This is a genomic window from Saccharopolyspora sp. NPDC000359, assembly GCF_040300525.1.
GTDB lineage: Bacteria > Actinomycetota > Actinomycetes > Mycobacteriales > Pseudonocardiaceae > Saccharopolyspora.
Window position 1 is genome coordinate 23,356 of sequence record NZ_JBEPDU010000009.1, and the last position, 18,899, is coordinate 42,254.

The window sequence follows — 18,899 nt, forward strand, 5'->3', positions numbered from 1 at the left end:
GATCGCACCGGATCGCCGAGGCTCAGCCCGCGCGCTTGGCGAGGACGTCAGCGTGGCAGGGCTTCGGCGCGCACCAGCAGCCCAGGGCCCGGCCGGACAGCTCGCCGCTGCGCAGCTTCGCCAGCAGGTCCGGCTGCTCGTCGAGCCACTGCTCGTAGTGCCGGACCATCGCCTCGCGGTCGACCTTGGCCTCCTTGAGGAAGGGGCTGGCGAACTCCGACTCCGGCCAGGAGTGCCGCGGCCCGGCGTGCCCCACGTAGGTCAGCAGACCGGACTCCTCCAGCCACGGCACCAGGTGCTTGTGCGGGCCGCTCCTGCGGACGTTGACCACCACCGTGTGACCGTCGAGCAGGGCATCGGCCCGCTCCCGCTCGTCGTCGCTCCAGGAACTCGCTTCCTCCGGCAGCACCGCCACCACCTCCGCCGCCCAGCGTGCCGCCACGACCACCGCGCGACAACAACGCCCTCACCCGGTGGCGCCTCAGACGTCGGTGATGCGCAGCCCGGCGTGGGCCTTGTAGCGCCGGTTGATCGCGATGAGGTTCGCGGTGAAGGCCTCCACCTGGTGGGCGTTGCGCAGGCGGCCGCCGTAGATGCCGCGCACGCCGGGGATCGTGTCCGCCAGGGCCCGGACCACGTCGGTGGCCTCGCGGTCGTCACCCAGCACGAGGACGTCCAGGTCGACGTGCTCCACGCCCAGGTCGGCCAGGGTCACCGCCGAGACGTGGTGGAACGCCGCGGTCACCCGCGAGTCCGGCAGTAGCTGCTCGGCCTGCTGCGCCGCGCTGCCCTCCGGCACCGGCAGCGCGTGCGGGCCCTTCTTGTCGAAGCCCAGCGGGTTCACGCAGTCGACCACGATCTTGCCCACCAGCTGCGTCTGCAGGGACTTCAACAACTCCGCGTGGCCGTCCCAGGGCACCGCCGCCAGCACGATGTCGGCCGCCGCCGCGCAGCCCGCGTTGTCCTGACCGGTGACGTCACCGCCCGCGACCTCGACGATCTCCGCCGCGGCCTGCTCAGCGCGCTCAGCGCTGCGCGAGCCGATCACGACCTTCAGCCCCGCCCGCGCCCACCGGATCGCCAGCCCGCGGCCCTGCGCCCCGGTCCCGCCCAGGACACCGATGGTCATCTCCCGCACCTCAGCCACCACTGGCCCCTTTCGTCACCGTCGACTTCTCAGCTCAACAATCGACCGGTGCGCGGGAATCCGCCACGGAGGTGTGCGTCAGGACACTTCGAAGGCGACCTCGCGACGGGCCGGGTCGACCACCACCAACCGCACCTGCACCTGCTGGCCCTCGCCGAGCCCGTCCCCGGTGCAGCGGGCGATGACCGGCGGATCGGCCACGAACACCTCGCCCGCCACGCCGTTCGCCGCGCGCAGCACGGTGGCCGGGAAGGCCTCCCCCACCCGCGAGACCAGCGACCACGCTTGCGCCTGCGCGATGCAGGCCCGCTCCACCTGACCGGCGATCCGGTCCGAGCTGCCCATCGCCGAGGGCAGCTGCGCCAGTGCCTCCGCCACCCACCCGGGCACCTGCCGGTCCCCCGCCACCGCCAGGCACACCTCCGCGCTGTAGCGGTCGACCAGCCGCCGCAGCGGGGCCGTGACGTGCGCGTACGACGCGCCGATGCCCGCGTGGTTGGCCTTCGCCGGCGCGCCGTCGCCGAAGGCGGTGTACCCGGCCCCGCGCAGCAGCCGCGTCGCCGCGACGTGCACCGCGAGCGCTTCGGGTCGGATCGGGTCCAGCTCGGCCAGCGCCACCGCCGGCGGCAGGTCCACCGGCCAGTCCACCCCCAACCGAGCGGCCGAGCGGCGCAGCCCGGCGACCGTCTCCGGCTCCGGGTCCGGCACCGTGCGCAGCACGCCGATCCCGGCGGAGAGCATCATCTCCGCCGCGCACATGCCGGTGAGCAGCGAGATCTCCGCGTTCCAGGCCTCGACCACCAGTCGCGGCCGCAGCACCAGCCGCCAGCCGCCCACGCCGTCGGACTCCACCTGCTGCTCGGGGAGCCCGAGCTCGATCGCGCCGCGGCGCACCGCCTGCTCCCGCCGCAACCGCCCGACGTCGGGCAGCAGCGCGATCGACGGGTGCGGGACACCCCGCTCCAGCGAGCGCTGCACCCCGTCGTAGTCCAGCTGCGCCACCGACCGGACCAGCGCGCGGCGGACGTCGACGCGCACCGGCAACCCGTCCGGGTCCAGGTCGAGGGTCCACAGCACGGCCGCGCGCACCTGGCCCGGCAGCAGGCTCGCGGCGTCCTCGGACAACCGGGCCGGGTGCAGCGGGACGTTGCCGTCAGGCAGGTAGAGGGTTTGGCCGCGGCGGCGGGCCTCCTCGTCGAGGGCACCACCGGGAGGCACGAACGCCGCCACGTCGGCGATCGCGTAGTGGATCCGGTAGCCGCGCCGACGGCGGCGGACCAGCACCGCCTGGTCGAGGTCCTTGGCGCCCGGTGGGTCGACGGTGACCAGCGGCAGGTCGGTGACGTCCACCCGGGCGCCGGTGGGCACCGGCTGCGCCGCGGTCTGCTCGACCTCGGCCAGCGCGGCTGGCGGGTAGTCCGCGGGCAGTCCCAGCTCGCTGCGGATCGCCGCGAAGTCCTGCGCGGCAGCGGCAACTCCGGTGCCACCTGGTGGTCCCACCGCCGCCGCCACGAGGCTCAGTCCTCGTCGTCTTTCCAGCGCGAGTCGGCCTCGTCGGCCGCCTCGGTGCGCTCCCTGGCTATCTCCAGCGCGCGGGCCGCGGTCTCCTGGTCGGGATACGGCCCCAGGCGCTCAGCGGCTCGGCAGCCGGCCTTCGGCTCGACCTGCCGATGCTTCAGGCAGAAGTACCAGCGTCCGCGGGGCATGTTCCGAGCCTCGCACGACTCCGCGCACCTGTCACGTACCAGGCGCCGACTGGACCGGGATGTCCGAATGCGGTCCCGCGCACCGGCGCGCGGACTCGATCACCAGGCGGGCGGCGGCGGGGCCGCCGGGGTCGGCTGCGGACCACCCGGGCCCTGCCGGGGGATCGGGTCCAGGCAGGACACCAGCACCTGCTGGGTCTCCGGGTTGGCCACCCGGCGCCCGTCGCGCAACCGGTACTCGAGCTCGCCGTTGTCGTCGACCTCCACGGTGCAGCCGACCTCGGCGAGCTGGTCGTCGTCGAGGTCCACCAAACGCTCGTAGCGGGACGGCACCACCCGGTAGATCGGCCACTGCAGGTGCCCGAAGGCCTGGTGGAACTCGGCGAGCAGGTTGCTCATCTGCTGCTGCCACGGCAGCGGCATCGCCTCGGCCAGCGAGCGCGGCAGCACCGCGTACCCGGCGTTCACCCCGGGACGCGGCTGGGCGAGGTAGTCACCCAGCGGCGTGCTCGACGCGGGCGGACCGGACGGCCGCGGGATCGGGTCTGGCGTGAACATCGTGCACCCTTTCCGAGAAGTCGCGCGGACGCGGCACGAGCGGCGCAGCCACCCCACCGCCTCGGCGGGTCCCTGGGGACCACGCCGAGCCGCGCGCTCTCAACGTCAGCAGGCCCCCGCCATTCTTACCTAACGCTGGCCGTCCACGGCAGGAGCAGCAGCCTCCTCCGGGGGCGTGTCGGCGGCCGGGCGGACCACCATCGGCAGCAGCTCGCCGCCGTCCCACAGCTTCTCCACCTCGACGGACTCGCCGGGCTGCGGCGCGTGCAGGACCTGCTCGTCACCGAGGTACAGCGCCACGTGGTGGATGCCCCTCGGGTCCCGGCCCTTGCCCCAGAAGACCAGGTCGCCGGGCTGCGCCTGGTTCAGCGGCACGTGCACGCCACCTTGGAAGTACTGCGTCTGCGAGTACTTCGGGATCTCCACCCCGGCGGCCTTCCAGGCCTGCTGGGTCAGCCCCGAGCAGTCGAAGCTGTTCGGCCCGGCGGCGCCCCACACGTAGGGCTTGCCCAGCTGCGCGTGCGCGTACTGCAGCGCCTGCCCGGCCAGCACGCCCGCGCTCGGCAGGTCCTCGCACCCGCTGAAGCCGGCGACGTTGCCCTCAGTGCTGACCAGGTGCGCGGCCATCGCCTCCCACCTGTGGTAGCGCAGCGGGAACGCCGAGCGCTCCACCTTCTGCGCGGCGGTGCCGGGCCGCATCTCCTCCCAGCCGGGCACCGCGAGGAGCACGTCGTAGAACTTGTTGATCGCGTAGTCCACGTCGGTGACCTGCTGCGCGCTGCCCCAGCCCATGGACGGGCGCATCTGGAAGATGCCCAGCGAGTCGCGGTCGCCGTAGTTGACGTTGGTCAGGTTCGACTCGGTCTTGCCCGCCTGGATCGCGATCTGCCAGGCGCGCGGCGGGAGTCCGCGCTGCTGGCCGACCTCGATGATGCGCTGGGCGATGTCGACCGACTCCGCGGACAACGTGGTGGCGTCGCGCTCACCGCGCTCCTGCCCGTCCCCCCACGGCCCGAGGTCCGAGCTGCAGCTGGACCAGCCCGCGCGACCTCCGCCGCCGGACAGCAGCACGGTCACCGCGCCGATGCCCACCAGACCTGCGAAACCCGCGAGCACGACGAATGCGACCACGAGCTTGCGCATGTCAACCTTCCTTGTCGTACTGGGCCACTCGCCAACCGGCGTCGGTCTTGGTCACGGTCACCTGGAGCACGCCGATGTCGGTGGGCAGGCGCACCACCATCGCGCCCCCGGTCGAGCTGATCGCGGTGGCAGCACCGGTGATCACGTTGCCCGCGTTGGCGGGGTCCACCGAGGCCATCTCGGTGATGAACTCGTCGGTGGTCAGCGGCTCCAGCTTCGCCAACCACTGCGCGCGGTCGGCACCCACCGGGTGGTCCACCCACGCCTTGCCCCACTCCTCGACGACCGCCACCCCGGCCGGGTCCGGGGCGGTCTGCGGGGGCGGGTCGGCGGGCACCGAGATCGTCGGTGGGGCCTTCGTCGGCCGCGGCACCACCGCGGAGTGCGCCGGGGGCTGGGTCGTCGCAGCCGGTTCGGCGAGGTTGTCGCTCGGCGGCGGTTCGGGCAGCGCGAAACCGATCAACGTGGCCACCACGGCGAGCGCGACCACCGCCGCGGCCAGGTGCTTGGGCGAGCGCAGCGGCCAGCCCCACAACCTGCGGTACACCGCGGCTCGTCCGCGGTGCGTCCGGATCGGCATCAGGCCACCCCCTTCCGGCTGTCCGCCGAGCGCCGCGCACCCGGCATCGCAATGATCATCGCCTCAGCCATCGGCCACCTCCAAGCCTCGGGAGGGGCGGTAGATCACGTAGACCGGGCGGCCCGCGACGACCTCCATGTCGGCGCGGCGCGGGCTCGTGGGTTCCGCCGGGCCCGGAGTCGGGGACCCGGCCGTGCGGGACGGGATCAGCACCGGGTCCTCGTCGACGCCGTCCCACTTGGCGTCCGCGACCGGGTTGGTGTCGACGACGCGGCTGGTGGCGCGGGCCTCCGGCAGCGCGGGCATGCCGCCCGGGCGGCGCGGCGCCCCGCTGGGCAGCGCGGTGCTGGCCCCCGCCGCCACCGACGCGGGCGCCTCGCGGTCGAGCCGCTGCGCGGTGGCCGCGACCGAGGCGTGCTGGGCCTCCGGGCGGCTGCGCCACCGCTCCCGCGGCGCCTCGGTGCGCTCCGCGTCCGGGTCCATGTTCCGGGCGCGGTCCCAGAAGTTGCCTTCCTCGTCGTCCTGCGGCCGCCCGCGCCGGAACCGCGAGAAGATGCCCTGCGGCGCCCGCGGCACCGCCCGGCCGACGGTGCCCACCGACAGCTCGACCATCTGCCCGATCCGCCGGACGGGCTTGGCCACCATCAGGAACACCGCGGTGACCAGCGCGGCGAGCAGGATCTGGACCAGCGGGCTGAAGCCGCGCAGCGGGTCGAAGATCCAGGTCAGGATCAGGGTGTGCAGGCCAGCCATGGCCGCGACCATCACCACGTTGAGCACCGCGGCCCCGGCGACGCGGCCGATGGTGCGCAGGACCTGGTGGTAGACCAGCGCGACCAGGCCGATCAGCGGCCCGGCCAGGATCAGCACCCGCAGCAGGACCTGCGCGAGCAGGATGGTGGCCTTGGCCAGCAGTTGGAACGAGGCGTAGGCGAAGGCCTGCACGGTGGCCAGCACCCCGGCGCCGACCCGGCTGCCGTCCACGCCCTGGAAGTAGCCGTAGGCGCTCGTGCCGCTGAGCCGACCCGCGACGTCCTGGAACGCCTGCTTCTTCGGCTCCGCCGAACCGGCGTCGACGCCGTCGTTGACCTCCTGGCGGGTCCAGGACTGGGCACGCAGCAGGTCACGCCCCATCTCCTCGGCCTGCGGCGAGTTGGCCGAGCCGAACTCGCCCTGCAGCCAGTTGCGGTAGATGACCTGGTCGTGCAGCAGGGTCGGCAGCGCGTGCCGCTCGTCGACACCCACCTCCTGCAGGAACCCGGCCTGCACCGCCGAGGTGCCGGTGATCAGCACGTCGTCCAGCGCGTGCGTGTACACCAGCGGGGTCAGGTAGGTCGCGGAGGCGAACCAGAGCCCGGCCAGCGCCCACATCCCGCGCTTGCCGATGGCCGCGAGGTCACCGGTCCAGATGTAGCGGAAGAGCACGATGGCCAGCACCAGCGCGACCAGGCCGAACCACGGGGTGAACACGCTGTCGTAGAGCGCGACGGTGCCGGTCGACACCAGGTCGTCCAACGGCTCGAGCAGGTTCCCGTTCAGCAGCGCGTAGTGCAGGCCGTTGGTGGCGCCGACGAGGTTCTTCGCGATGTTGAACAGCTCGTTGCCGACCCACGTGTCGACCGTGGCGTTCGGGTTGGTCACGCCCTGCGGACCGCAGCCGAGGTCGTAGGTGTGCCAGACCAGGCCCGCGTAGCCGACCTCGTTGTAGGCGCTGCCCGGGTACCCGGTGCCGAGCGAACCCGGGTCCAGCGCGCCGACCATGCCGGAGCCGGGGCGTTCCGGGTTCGGGGGTTCCTTGCAGTCGAAGGGCTGGCCGAAGGCCGGGGCGCCGATCAGCGCCTGGAGCGCCAGCAGTCCCGCGACCAGCGTGAACGCCCGCCGCTTGGCGCGCTCACGCCCCTCGCGGCGCCGCCTCAGCAGCACCGCACCGATCACCGCGGCCAGCGCGACCGCCAGCAGGGCGCCGGTCACCGGGCATCTTCCCCTCCCCGCTCGCCCACGGGGGTCGAGCGGTCGCTGCCGTCATCGCCGTAGCCGATGCCGACGCTTTCGAGCTCGAACTCGTCGAAGGTCTCGTCGAGGTCTTCCGGGTAGTCCGCGGTGGGCGGCAGCGCGTGCGTGGCCGAGTCGGAGTTGGCGCCGTCGGCCGGTTGCAGCGCGCGCGGTTCCACGTCCTCGTCCACGGCGGGGGTGGTGTCCAGCGCGTTGCGCAGGTGCTCCAGGTGGGGGCCGGAGAAGTCGATGCGGATCTTCTCCACCCCGCCGGCGCCGTCGCCGAAGATGAACTGCCGGGGCGAGCGGTCGCGTTCCGTGCTGTTGCGCGCCGGGCCGGGTCGGCGGCCGAGGGCGGCCACCACCTGCTCGTACCCGGCGCCGACCGGCACCTTGAGCAGGCGCAGCGCGTCGGCCTGGGCGTTCTCGTCGTCCAGCCGCCCGATGAAAACCGAGTCCAGCAGCGACACGAAGCCCTGGATGCGCAGGAAGTCGGCCGGGATCTGGCTGGACAGCAGGACCCGGACGTTCCACTTCCGGGAGTCGCGGGCGAACCGGTTCATCAGCACCCGGCCGGTCGGCACCTCGGAGAGGAAGAATGCCTCGTCGATCCACACGCCCTTGCGCTCGTTCTTGGGCCGCTCGTAGATCGACCGCTGGGTCAGCCAGGCGGCCAGGTTGAGCATCTCCACGCCGAGGGCCTCGGCGTCGGTCCAGTGCTCCCGGCCGACGCCGTCCTTGGGCAGCGCCAGCCCGGCCATGGTCAGCACGGTGAGCCGGTCCTCGCGGCGCTCGGAGTACGGGTCGGCGTTGACCTCCGGGATGAGCAGCGACATCCGCTCCCGGATCTCGTCCAGGAAGTCGGCGACCACGACGGCGTGCTCGTGGTGCTCGCTGGCGTCGCGGCGCAGCGCCTCGAAGACCATGCCCGGGTGCGCGTCTGGCCGTCCGCCGACCGCGCGGACCGCGCGCAGCAGCACGATCCGGGTCTGCGGCAGGCGCGCCACCTCGTAGGGCAGCAGGCCGGTCAGCACGTCGAGCACCAGGCGGCGGCGGGTCGCGGCGGCCAGCGCGCGCTCCCGGCGCCAGCTGCGCTCCGGGTCGTCCTCGTCGACGAAGTGCTCCAGCTCCGGTTCGGCGACCACCCGGTACGGGTTGAGGATGCCGGGTTGGGCGTTGAGCAGGTTGATCGGCCGGGCGTAGGGCCGCAGCTCCGGCAGCTCGCACAGCGCGGCCAGTGGGCCCGAGGGGTCCAGCAGCGTCCAGTTCGCCCCAGCCCGCAACGTCTTGTAGACGGTCCCGCCACCGAGGAACGACTTGCCGCCGCCCAGACCGGCGACGATGGCCGTCAGGCCGGAGGCGTCGCGGACCTCCTGGGCCATCCACGGGTCCCAGGCGACCGGGCGCCGGGTGGCGGTGCAGGTCTCGCCGAGCAGGATGCCGCGCCGGTCGCCGACCTCCGCGGTGGCCTGCGGGACCGCCGAAGCCGCCCACACCACCGAACCGCGCCGCAGGTAGGCGCTGTTGGCCAGTGGTTCGCCGGGGATGAACTCGCGGGCCAGCGCGTACTGGGCCTCGGGGTGCTCGATGGCGATCTTCGGCTTGTACAGGTCGAGGATCTGCTGGGCCAACCGCAGCGCGTCGCGCTCGGTGGGGCCGGACACCGCGAGCCGCCACCAGGACTTGACCCGGGTGGCCAGCGCGGTGAACCCGGAGGTCATCTCGTCGTCGACCTCCAGCACCCGGTTGGCCTGCCGGGCCAGCGAGGTCGGCGGCTCCAGGCCGTGCTCCTCGGTGTAGTGCCGGACCTGCGAGCGCACCTTGTTCATCTGGCGCTGCAGTTCGCCGCCGACGTCCTCGGGGCGGCGCACGTAGATCCGCGCGGACCACTCCACCGGCGCGGGCATCCGGTCGGAGTGCTGCATCCACGGGTCGTCGATCTCGGGGATCTGCAGGCCGTGGGTCTGCCCGACGGTGAGCACCGCGAGGTGCCGGACGATGCCCGCGTTGGACCCGGTGCGGCCGCGGACCGTGACGGTCGGCGCGTACGGGTCCTGGTGCATGTCGGAGGCGTCGGTGAACGACGCGAGGTCCTCGGGTTCCCACGGGGCGCCGGGGACGGCGGGCAGGTTGCGCGGCGCGGGCAGGCCCAGCGAGCACGAGCGGTGCATCAGCCAGGAGACCTCCTCGGCGGTGACCGGGCGACCGTCCAGCCCGGCGGAGCCGATGACCTGGTCGAGGTGCTCGATCTCGCTGTCCAGGGCGATCAGCTCGGCGTCCACCGCCTCCGGGAAGACCTTGCGCAGCAGCGGCGCGGCGCGCTCGACGGCGCGGTCCACCACGTTGCGGGTCTGCACCTGGACCCCCAGGTAGACCTCCTTCTCGGCCATCGAGCGGCCCATCAGCTGCTGCTGCTCGCCGACCATGTAGTCGTCGAAGGTCAGCGCGCCGGGGGTGTCCGGGAGGGGGTGGCGCGCGTTGTGCACGTGCGCCTCGGCCCACATCCGGATCGGGTAGGGCCGGTTGGTGACGCGCAGGTGCAGCCAGCGGCCCTGCAGCTCGGCGTACTGACCGGCGATCGCGGCGATCAGGTCCTGGCGCTGGGAGTCCGAGCGGAACGACCAGCGCTGCGGGGAGAGCCGGTACCAGGCGAACACGTCCTGCCCGGTGCGCAGCAGGTGGCCGTCGATGGACCGCGCCGCGATGGACGGGGTGTAGGTCGGGATCGACTGCTCGTCACCCGGGGTCCGACCGCGCTTGGCGGGTTTGCCCTTGGGGCTGCGGACCTTGCCGTGCGAACCGCGGGGGCCAGGGACCTGGTGCGTGTTGCGCTCACGGCCTCGCCGGCGACCGAACACCGCGAACCTCCTTGCTACGCGCGCGCCTGCTGGGAACCGTGCTGCGGGCCGCCGGTCCCCCGGACCGGGCGGGCCGCTGCTGCCGCTGGGGGTGGCCGCGGTGAGCCTGCTGCTTGGGGGTCTGCTGCTTGGGGGTCTTCTTCCGGTTGGCGGCCTTCGGCTTGGGGCGGGGGCGCTGGGAGCGCACCCTGATCCGGGCCGCGCTGGCCGCCCCGCCCGTGCCGGAGGTCCTCGCCCGGGGGGCGGTGAGCTCGCGCAGCCACATCGCCATCACCGCGCCCAGCGGCCGTTCGTGGCCGATCTTCGCGCAGATGATCCGGGTGAGCGCGATGGTGATGACCACTGCCCAGCCGGTGGAGAGGAAGCCGAAGCCGATGTTCATCCGGCGCTCGACCGCGAGCACGATCAGGAACACCACCAGGCCCACGCCCCAGGCGACGTAGCGCGCCCGCCACGGGAAGGTCGCCCGCGGCGGGCCGAGCCAGACGGCGTCCACCCGGTAGATCTCGTCGTCGGTGCGTATTCGCACTGGTCAGCCCCCAGTGCTGAACAGGCCGGCGATGAAGGTGCCGATGTCCACCCCCGCGTTGGTGCTGACGGCCAGGCCGATGATCGTCAGGGCGACGATGACACCGCCGACGCGCCGCATCACGCCAGCGTTGTCGCCCTTGCCACCACCCAGCCACAGCAGCAGGATCGCGACGACCAGCAGCAGCAGCGGGACCAGGTTGTCGAGGATCCAGCCCTGGATGCCGCTCGTGCCCACCTGTCCCGGTTGCTGGGCCAGTACGTCCAGTTGCGCCAGTGTGTCCAGCGACGTGGCGATCATCTCTTTACCCCTGAGTGCGCGGAGTGTCGTCGGGCCGGTACCTCAGCGCGCCGGGGGTGATCCGGCACGCAGGTACGAGTAGAACATGACATGGTCACCAGAAGTAGTGGTTGCGGATTCCGGTGTGGCGGGGCATGGCACTGCCGACCGGTTGCCGTCACGCCGCGAATAGGCCGTTCGGGGTTGCCGCTTTCGGCGCACCACCGGGAAAAACGCGCTCACCAGGTCGGTTCCGGCCTGGAATCTCGTGGCTGTTCACCCGCTTGCGAACCCCTTCGTAACGCACCGTGCACGGCTCGGTCATCCAGTGGATTTCCGCACATCGCGTCATGATGCACCCGACCGGATCACGCGAATGTGAACTCGCGGAGCGGGATCGGGCTGAGGTGATCTAGACGCGATACCTCAGCGTAGCGGCCCGTGCACAGCAACCAACGGGCAGGGCCACCGCGCGGATGAACCCTGAAGTGCACAGTGGACGATCCACCTGCGGGGACCCGACCCCAGAACGCCCCCACCACCAAACCCGGAACCCGGGCACACCACCCACTCCGAGCAGTCGGCAGCAGCCCGGGTGGAGGAGGAGGGGCGGGGCAGGGCGCCGGACCGGTGGCCGCACCTGGAACAGGGCACCCGCGGTCCGGGCGGGTGCTGGGGGTCCGCCACCCGCACCGCCCAGCAACCCAGCCACGAGAACAGAGGAAGCGGATGAGTCGGCCTGTAAGCCGGATTCTGTTCTGGTGGCCTCGCGGCCGTCCCTTCGGTGACCATCCATCTCGACCCGCCGTCGCCGACGGGCTCGTGCGGCCTACCCGCGGACTCGGGCGGGCCGCCCTCGATCGTCCGCGCAGACGCCTGGTCGGGCGTCCTCTTGGCCTTGCTCCGGGTGGGGTTTACCTAGCCACCCCGGTCACCCGGGGTGCTGGTGGTCTCTTACACCACCGTTTCACCCTTACCCGGCGGTGTCCGCCGGGCGGTCTGCTCTCTGTGGCACTGTCCCGCGGGTCGCCCCGGGTTGCCGTTAGCAACCACCCTGCCCTGTGGAGTCCGGACTTTCCTCGACGGGATCGCTCCCGCCGCGGTCACCCAGCCGACTCATCCGCACCTCCCAGTCTAGAACGCCGGGGGTGCGTGCCGGGGTCGGCCCCCGGCACGCACCTGGTCACAGCGCTGCCCCGGCCAGGCGCTCACGCGCGGCCCGGGTCGCGCCGACGTGGTCCAGGCCGAGGAGCCCGGCGCCGATCACCGGGGGTGCTTCGACCAGGCGGACCTGCACCTCGGGGGCTACCTTCGCGCACCGGCGCCGGATGTCGGGCACCAGCCGTCGACCGGCTCCAGCCAGCACGCCGCCGCCGAGCACGACGGTCGGCGCGTCGAGCAGGTCCAGGCGGCGCAGGGTCACCGAGGCCATCAGCCCGATCTCCTCGGCCTGGCGGTCGACGAGCTCGGTGGCGATGGCGTCCCCGGCTTCGGCAACCTCGAACAGCAGCGGGCACAGCTCGTGCAGCACCGCGTGGTCGAGCTCGCCGAAGTGCAGCGCCTCGACCACCTCGGCGGCGCTGCGCGTCCCGAAGTGGGCCACGACGGCGGGCAGCAGTTCGGTGGGTGCGCCGCGGCCGTCCTCGGCCCGCACCGCCCACCACAGGGCTTCCTGGCCGAGGAAGGCCCCACCGCCCCAGTCCCCGGAGATCCGGCCGATCGCCGGGAACCGGGAGGTGCGGCCGTCGGCGGCGACGCCGACGCTGTTGATGCCCGCCCCGCACACCACCGCCACCCCGACGCCGTCGTCGGTCCCGGCGCGCAGCAGCGCGAAGGTGTCGTTGTCCACCGCCAGGGTCTCCGACCAGTCGCGTTCGGCGATCGCCCGGTGCAGCTCCGCCTCCTCGCGCGGCAGGTCCGCCCCGGCCAGGCAGGCCGCGGTGTGCCGCGCGAACGGGGGCCCGGCGGGCAGCCCGGCCTGGGCGGTGGCCTCGGTGGCGAGCGCGGCGAGGGCGTCCATGCTGCGTTGGACGCCGACGTGCTGCGGGGAGGCCCCGGGGCCGCGCACGGAGGCCAGCACCGTGCCGTCGTCAGCGACGAGCAGGACGTCGGTCTTGCTGTTGCCGCCGTCGATGGCCAGCACCGCGGGCTTCATCGGGCCCACGGCAGGTGGTCGGCGTTGCGCCGCACGAGCTCGTCGGCGAGCTGGTCGGCGATCGCGTGCTGGCCGACCAGCGGGTGGGCGAGCAGCGCGTCGGCGACGCGGTCCCGGCCGCCGCGCAGCGCCGCGTCCAGCGCCAGCTGCTCGTACCCGGCGACGTGGCCGATCAGCCCGGCCAGCGCGGGCTCCACCGGGCGCACCGGCAGCGGCCGGGCACCATCGGCGTCCACAGTGGAGTTCGTCTCGACCACCATGTCGTCGGGCAGGAACGGTAGCGCGCCACCGTTGCGCACGTTGACGATGTGCTCCTCCGGCCCACCGGAGGTCAGCGCGTGCACGAGCTGCACCGCCGCCTCCGAGTAGTACGCGCCGCCGCGCTTGGACAACTCCTCCGGCTTGGTGGTCAGCGCCGGGTCGGCGTAGCGCTTGAGCAGGTCCCGCTCCACGTCGGCGACCACGCTCGCCCGCGGCGGTTCGGTGCGCTGCTTGGCGACGACCTCGTCGTGGGCGTAGAAGTACTTCAGGTAGTACGAGGGAACCGCGCCCAGCCGCCGGAAGAGCTCCGCCGGGAGTCCGATGTGCTCGGACATCGCTTCTGCGTGCTCACCGAGCAGGTCCGGCAGGACGTCCCGCCCGCCGACCCGCACCCCGCGCACCCAGGTGAGGTGGTTCAGCCCGGTGTGCTCCAGGTGGACCTCGTCCGGCGCGACGTCGAGCAGGTCCGCGATCCAGCGGCTGAAGGTGATCGCGACGTTGCACAGCCCCACCGCGCGGTGCCCTTCGGAGAGCAGCGCGCGGGTGACGATGCCGACCGGGTTGGTGAAGTTGACGATCCACGCGTCCGGTGCGGCGGTGCGCACGCGTTCGGCGATGTCGAGCACCACCGGCACCGTGCGCAGCGCCTTGGCCAGGCCGCCCGCGCCGGTGGTCTCCTGGCCGACGCAGCCGCAGTCCAGCGGGAACGTCTCGTCGCCGTACCGGGCCTGCTGGCCGCCGACGCGCAGCTGCAGCAGGACCGCCGCCGCCCCGGTGGCCGCCTCGACCACGTCGGCGGTGGTGGTCAGCCGCGCCGGGTGCCCGGCCTCGCGCAGCAGGCGGCGGCAGAACCCGGCCACCACCTCCAGCCGCTCCGCGTCCGGGTCGACCAGCACGATCTCCTCTACCGCCGGTTCCCGGCGCCGGGCCAGGCCGTCGATCAGCTCGGGCGTGTAGGTGGAACCCCCGCCCACCACGGTCAGTTTCATGGTCACCCCTTGACTCCGGTGAAGGTGATGCCGCGGACGAAAGCGCGCTGCGCGAGCAGGAAGAGCACGATGACCGGCAGCATGACCAGGACCGTTGCCGCCATCGTCAGGTTCCACTCCACGCTGTGCATGCCGCGGAACGAGGCCAGCCCGATGGACAGCGTCCAGGACTGCTGGTTCTCCCCGGCGTAGAGCAGCGGGCCGAAGAAGTCGTTCCAGGTGTAGAGGAAGCAGAACATCGCCGCGGCGGCGATGCCCGGCCGGGCCATCGGCACCACGATCCGCAGCATCGCGGTGAACTCCGAGCAGCCGTCCACCTTCGCCGCGTCCACGTAGGACCGAGGGATGGTGAGGAAGAACTGCCGCAGCAGGAAGATGCTGAAGGCGTCGCCGAACAGGTGCGGGATGATCAGCGGCCACAGCGTGCCGGTCAGCTCGAAGCGGGTCCACAGGATGTACAGCGGCACCGCGGTGACCTGCGGCGGCAGCATCATGGCCGCGATCACCAGCACGAACGACACGCCGCGGCCGCGCCAGCGCAGCTTGGCCAGCGCGTAGGCCACCGGGATGCTGGAGATCAGCATGAACGCGGTGGCCAGCGTCGAGTACAGCAGGCTGTTGAGCAGGAAGCGCAGCATCGGCGCCTTGGTGAAGACCTCGGCGAAGTTCTCCCAGTGCCACTCCTGCGGCCACAGGTTCGCGGTCAGCGCCTGCTCGTCGGACATCACCGCGGTGAGGAGCACGAACACCAGCGGCAGCAGGAACATCACCCCGAGCGCGAGCCCGAGGCTGTGCACCGCGATCCAGTGCAGGCGCTTGTTCCGCCGGTTCCGCACGAGGTCGGCGTTGCGCGCGCCGGTCCTCAGCACAGCCACGTCGGCCACTCAGCCCACCTCCTCAGCGTTGGTGCCGCCGCGCATCCGGCGGATCAGCAGGGCGGTGAAGCCGAGCGAGACCACGAACATCACCACGGCCATGGCCGCGGCGTAGCCCATGTTGTAGTAGTGGAACCCCTGCTGGTAGAGCCAGGCCGGGAAGGTCAGCGTCGCGTTGTCCGGGAAGCCCAGGACCTTGCTGCTGCCCACCACCTCGGCCTGCCCGGAGGCCACCGCCCCGGCCACCACGGCCTGGGTGAAGTACTGCAGCGAGAAGATGATCGAGTTGACCACGCCGAACAGCAGCACCGGCGCGATCGACGGGAGCGTGACGTGCCAGAAGCGGCTGACCGGACCGGCACCGTCCAGGGCGGCCGCCTCGTGCAGCTCCTGTGGCACGTCCAGCAGCGCGGCCAGCATGATGATCATCAGCTCGCCGCAGCCCCACAGCGTCAGCAGGGTCAGCGCCGGCTTGGCCCACGCCGGGTCGTTGAACCACAGCGGGCCGTCGATGCCCAGCAGACCCAGCAGCCCGTTCACCGGCCCGGTGCCGGGGTTGAACAGGAAGGTGAAGGCCAGCGTGGCCGCGACCGGCGGCGCCAGGGCGGGCAGGTAGCACAGCGTGCGGACCAGCCCCACCCCGCGGCGCAGCCGGGCGATCACCGCGGCCACGCCGAGGGCGAACACCACCCGCAGCGTGGTCAGGACCAGCACCAGCCACAGCGTGTTCGCCGCCGCGATGCGCACCACCGGGTCGCCGAACAGCAGGTAGGCGTAGTTGCGCAGGCCGACCCAGTCCGGCGGGGTGAGCAGGTCGTAGCTGGTGAGCGAGAAGTAGCCGGTGGCCAGCAGCGGGTAGGCGAAGAACAGGCTGAACCCGATGATCCACGGCGACATGAAGGCCAGCACCTGCAGTCGCCTGCGGCGCGCCTTGCGGGGTGGAGCCGGGGCGGCGCGCCCCGACTCCGTCCTCTCCAGCGTCGCGGTCATCAGTTGCCGCCCAGCGCCTTGGCGGCATCGATCTGGGCGTCCAGCTCGCGCAGCCCGGCGGCGAGGTCGCCGACCTGGCCGCTCTGCCACTTCACCGAGAAGTCCTCGGCGGACTTCATGTAGGCGCTGCCGTTCGGGCTCGGCGGGCTGGGCACCAGCTGCGGGTTGTCGAACAGGTCGAGGAAGGTCTGGTACTGCTCGCTGCGCTCCACCCGCGGGTCGTGCAGGGCTTCCTTGGTGGTCGGCACGTTCTTCAGCCCGTTGGCCAGCTCGACCAGCGCGTCGGTGTTCGTGGTCAGGTGGCGGACCAGCTCCCAGGCCGCGCCGGCGTTCTCCGCCCCGCGCGGGATGCCGATGATGGTGCCGGTGACGAACCCGGTCCCGTGGAGCTCGGGCCTGCTGTCGGCGACCGGGAACGGCGCGGTGCCGTAGCGCAGCTCGGGGGCGTGGTCCTCGATGAAGCCGGTGCGGTACTCGCCGTCGATCATCATCGCGACCTTGCCGCGCTGGAAGGCGTTGTCCGCGGAGTACTGCTGGCCGAGCCCGGCGGTGAACTGCACCAGCTTGTCCCAGCCGTAGAAGTCGACGAGCTCCTTCTGCCAGCGGTACATCTCCTGCCAGGCGGGGTCCTGGCCGAGCACCGACTTGCCCTGCTCGTCCATCCACTCGGCGCCGAAGTGCGGCGCCCAGTTCCACGGGTGGTTGGCCTGCGAGCCGAGCACCGGCAGGAACCCGGCGACCTTGATCGAGCCGTCCGGGTTGAACTCGGTGAGGCGCTTGGCCATGTCGGTCAGCTCGGACATGGTCTTCGGCGGCTCGGTGATGCCCGCGCGGGCGAAGGCGTCGGCGTTGTAGTAGAGGCCGTAGACGTCGGCCAGCAGCGGCATCGCGCAGCGCTTGCCCTCGAACTGGGTGTACTCCTGGGCGACGTCGACGATCTGGCCCATGTCGACCTGGTCGCGCTGCAGGTAGGGGCCGAGGTCCTGCCAGGCGCCGCTGGAGCAGAACTGGCCGAGGTTGATGGTCTCCGCCGAGATCGCCACGTCCGGCGGGTTGCCGCCGCGGATGGCCTGGGTGATCTTGTCGTCGTCCTGGTTGCCCTGGCTGTTGATGGTGATGTTGGGGTGCTGGGCGTGGAAGTCGTCGAGCACCCGGTTGAGCACCTCCAGCTCGCGGTCGGCGAACTGGCTGGACACCGTGATGGTGACCTGCTCGTCCGGGCCCGGCGCGGGCTGCGGTCCGTTCGATGTGGACCCCGCGGTGCAGGACGCGGCCACCAGTGCCGCCGCCGCGGTCGAGAGGGCCAGCAGCCCACGTCTGACCTGGGACCTCGATCTCATCGCGCCTCCTCGTTGCCTTCCGGGACAGGTCGGGCTCAGCAGCCCTCGACTTGGTCGTCGTGCGGGACGGACCGGACCCCCACCGCGGTGACGGGCAGCCCAAACACCTGCTCCCGGGCCAGCCCGAGAGCGACGTGCAACGCCCCGGCGCGCACCGCGTCGTCGGTGCACTGCGCGGGTTCGACCGGGGTCCGCGGCACCACCAGGCGGTGCAGCTCCGCGGTCACCAGGTCGGTCAGCTCCGGGCCGCCGACCTGCGCGATCTCGGCGGTCAGCAGCACCAGTTCGGGGTCGAGGACGCTGACCACCCCGGCGACGCCGGTGGCGATCCGGCGGGCCAGGTCCGCCAGGAACTCCTTCCCGGCGTCGCCACCGCTGCGCGCGGACCGCACCGCGGCCACGGCGTCGCGGGCCTTGATCCCGTGCGCCTGGGCGAGCTTGGTGATCGAGCGGTAGCTGAGGAGCTGGCCCAGGCGGTCGCCACCGCGGTCGACACCGGTGTCCTGGTGGGCCCGGTCGGGCACCCGGATCCAGTCGATCTCGCCGGCGCCGCCGGTGGCCCCGCGGTGCAGCACGCGGTCGATCACCACCGCGGAACCGAGGCCGTCCCCCAGCCACACCAGCACGAAGTCGCGCACGTCCCGGGCCCGGCCGGTGGTCATCTCCACCAGCGCGACGAGGTTGACGTCGTTGTCCACCACGACGTCGGTCCCGAGCACCTCGCGCAGCCTGCCGGGCACGTCGAAGCCCTCCCAGCCGGGCAGGTGCGGGGCGAACCCGAGGTGCCCGGTCGCGGGGTCGACCCCGCCCTGGGCGCCGACGACGACCTTGGCGAGCTGATCGGTGCGCAGCCCGGCGCGCCCGGCGGCCTCGGCCAGCACCGCGGCGAACCCCTCGGGCGCACCGCCCTCGGACGGCAGCGCGCCGCGGTGCTCGACCCGCACCTCACCGGTGATGTCCGCGATCACCACGTCGACCTCACCGGGCACCAGGCTCACCCCGGCGACGTGCGCGAGATCGCCGTTGACAGACCACATCTGCGCCGCGGGCCCGCGGTTGCCGCCGCGCAGCTCGCCCCGCCGCACCATCCCGGCCTCCTCCAGCCGGGCAAGCAGCGACACGGTCGCGGGTTTGGAGAGCCCGATGGCGGCCTCGAGCTCGGCCCGCGTCAGCGCCCCGCGCGCCAGCATCGCCTCGATCGCGGCCCGATCGTTGATCGCCCGCAACAACCGAGGGCTCCCATCCCGAGCCCCGCCCGACTCCCGAGCCACCAGCACCCCTATCCGTTAACTTCCCATACGGTTTCAGGCACGCTAGTAACCCACCTCACACATGTCAATGGTCCGTACCAACCCCACGCCCCACCCCCGGGGCCATCAACCAGTCGGCCCGCTCAACCCCGAACCCACCACCACACCGAATCCCAAAGTGACGGCGGCGCGATTCCACTGGAAATTGGCGAACCCCACCGCAGGTTCCGCCACAACGCCAATTCCC

At 72.5% G+C, this 18,899-nt stretch carries 17 protein-coding genes and 1 other RNA gene; all 18 read right to left on the minus strand.

Annotated features, from left to right (window positions below):
- Window positions 1-22: 22 nt before the first annotated feature.
- On the minus strand, window positions 23-442 hold the full coding sequence (locus ABT324_RS08440) for a DUF4326 domain-containing protein (RefSeq protein WP_351174107.1): 420 nt from the start codon (window positions 440-442) through the stop codon (window positions 23-25).
- A 39-nt stretch (window positions 443-481) separates the two neighbouring features.
- The gene (gene npdG / locus ABT324_RS08445) at window positions 482-1,147 is read right to left on the minus strand and encodes an NADPH-dependent F420 reductase (protein WP_351173770.1); all 666 of its coding nucleotides are present in this window, start codon (window positions 1,145-1,147) and stop codon (window positions 482-484) included.
- Window positions 1,148-1,225: 78 nt separating this feature from the next.
- On the minus strand, window positions 1,226-2,659 hold the full coding sequence (locus ABT324_RS08450) for an RNB domain-containing ribonuclease (RefSeq protein ID WP_351173773.1): 1,434 nt from the start codon (window positions 2,657-2,659) through the stop codon (window positions 1,226-1,228).
- Between the two features lie 5 nt (window positions 2,660-2,664).
- Window positions 2,665-2,853, minus strand: coding sequence for a hypothetical protein (locus ABT324_RS08455; protein ID WP_351173776.1), 189 nt, complete (start codon window positions 2,851-2,853; stop codon window positions 2,665-2,667).
- Window positions 2,854-2,952: 99 nt separating this feature from the next.
- Complete coding sequence (locus tag ABT324_RS08460) at window positions 2,953-3,411, minus strand: hypothetical protein (protein ID WP_351173779.1); 459 nt, start codon at window positions 3,409-3,411, stop codon at window positions 2,953-2,955.
- Between the two features lie 129 nt (window positions 3,412-3,540).
- Entirely contained in the window at window positions 3,541-4,554 is a 1,014-nt protein-coding gene (locus ABT324_RS08465; RefSeq protein ID WP_351173782.1) for a C40 family peptidase, read from the minus strand.
- A gap of 1 nt (window position 4,555) precedes the next feature.
- Window positions 4,556-5,134 carry a hypothetical protein gene (locus ABT324_RS08470; RefSeq protein WP_351173785.1) on the minus strand — a complete coding sequence of 193 codons (579 nt, stop codon included), beginning with the start codon at window positions 5,132-5,134 and terminating at the stop codon, window positions 4,556-4,558.
- A 63-nt stretch (window positions 5,135-5,197) separates the two neighbouring features.
- Window positions 5,198-7,105, minus strand: coding sequence for a hypothetical protein (locus tag ABT324_RS08475; RefSeq protein ID WP_351173788.1), 1,908 nt, complete (start codon window positions 7,103-7,105; stop codon window positions 5,198-5,200).
- On the minus strand, window positions 7,102-9,984 hold the full coding sequence (locus ABT324_RS08480; protein ID WP_351173791.1) for an ATP-binding protein: 2,883 nt from the start codon (window positions 9,982-9,984) through the stop codon (window positions 7,102-7,104). Before ABT324_RS08480 ends, ABT324_RS08475 begins: the two co-directional genes overlap by 4 nt.
- A complete protein-coding gene (locus tag ABT324_RS08485; RefSeq protein WP_351173794.1) occupies window positions 9,959-10,513 on the minus strand; it encodes a hypothetical protein in 555 nt (184 codons plus the stop codon). Before ABT324_RS08485 ends, ABT324_RS08480 begins: the two co-directional genes overlap by 26 nt.
- A gap of 3 nt (window positions 10,514-10,516) precedes the next feature.
- Complete coding sequence (locus ABT324_RS08490) at window positions 10,517-10,813, minus strand: hypothetical protein (RefSeq protein WP_351173797.1); 297 nt, start codon at window positions 10,811-10,813, stop codon at window positions 10,517-10,519.
- Between the two features lie 705 nt (window positions 10,814-11,518).
- Window positions 11,519-11,911: RNase P RNA component class A (rnpB, locus tag ABT324_RS08495), an RNA gene on the minus strand.
- Window positions 11,912-11,975: 64 nt separating this feature from the next.
- Entirely contained in the window at window positions 11,976-12,947 is a 972-nt protein-coding gene (locus ABT324_RS08500; protein ID WP_351173800.1) for an N-acetylglucosamine kinase, read from the minus strand.
- Entirely contained in the window at window positions 12,944-14,197 is a 1,254-nt protein-coding gene (locus ABT324_RS08505; protein ID WP_351174110.1) for a 6-phospho-beta-glucosidase, read from the minus strand. Before ABT324_RS08505 ends, ABT324_RS08500 begins: the two co-directional genes overlap by 4 nt.
- Window positions 14,198-14,199: 2 nt before the next feature.
- On the minus strand, window positions 14,200-15,081 hold the full coding sequence (locus tag ABT324_RS08510) for a carbohydrate ABC transporter permease (protein ID WP_351173803.1): 882 nt from the start codon (window positions 15,079-15,081) through the stop codon (window positions 14,200-14,202).
- Window positions 15,082-16,062, minus strand: coding sequence for a carbohydrate ABC transporter permease (locus tag ABT324_RS08515; RefSeq protein WP_351173806.1), 981 nt, complete (start codon window positions 16,060-16,062; stop codon window positions 15,082-15,084). It abuts the gene before it with no gap.
- A complete protein-coding gene (locus ABT324_RS08520) occupies window positions 16,062-17,402 on the minus strand; it encodes an ABC transporter substrate-binding protein (RefSeq protein ID WP_351173809.1) in 1,341 nt (446 codons plus the stop codon). Before ABT324_RS08520 ends, ABT324_RS08515 begins: the two co-directional genes overlap by 1 nt.
- Before the next feature lie 35 nt (window positions 17,403-17,437).
- Window positions 17,438-18,631, minus strand: a complete 1,194-nt coding sequence (locus ABT324_RS08525) for an ROK family transcriptional regulator (protein WP_351173812.1) — start codon at window positions 18,629-18,631, stop codon at window positions 17,438-17,440.
- Between the last annotated feature and the right edge of the window lie 268 nt (window positions 18,632-18,899).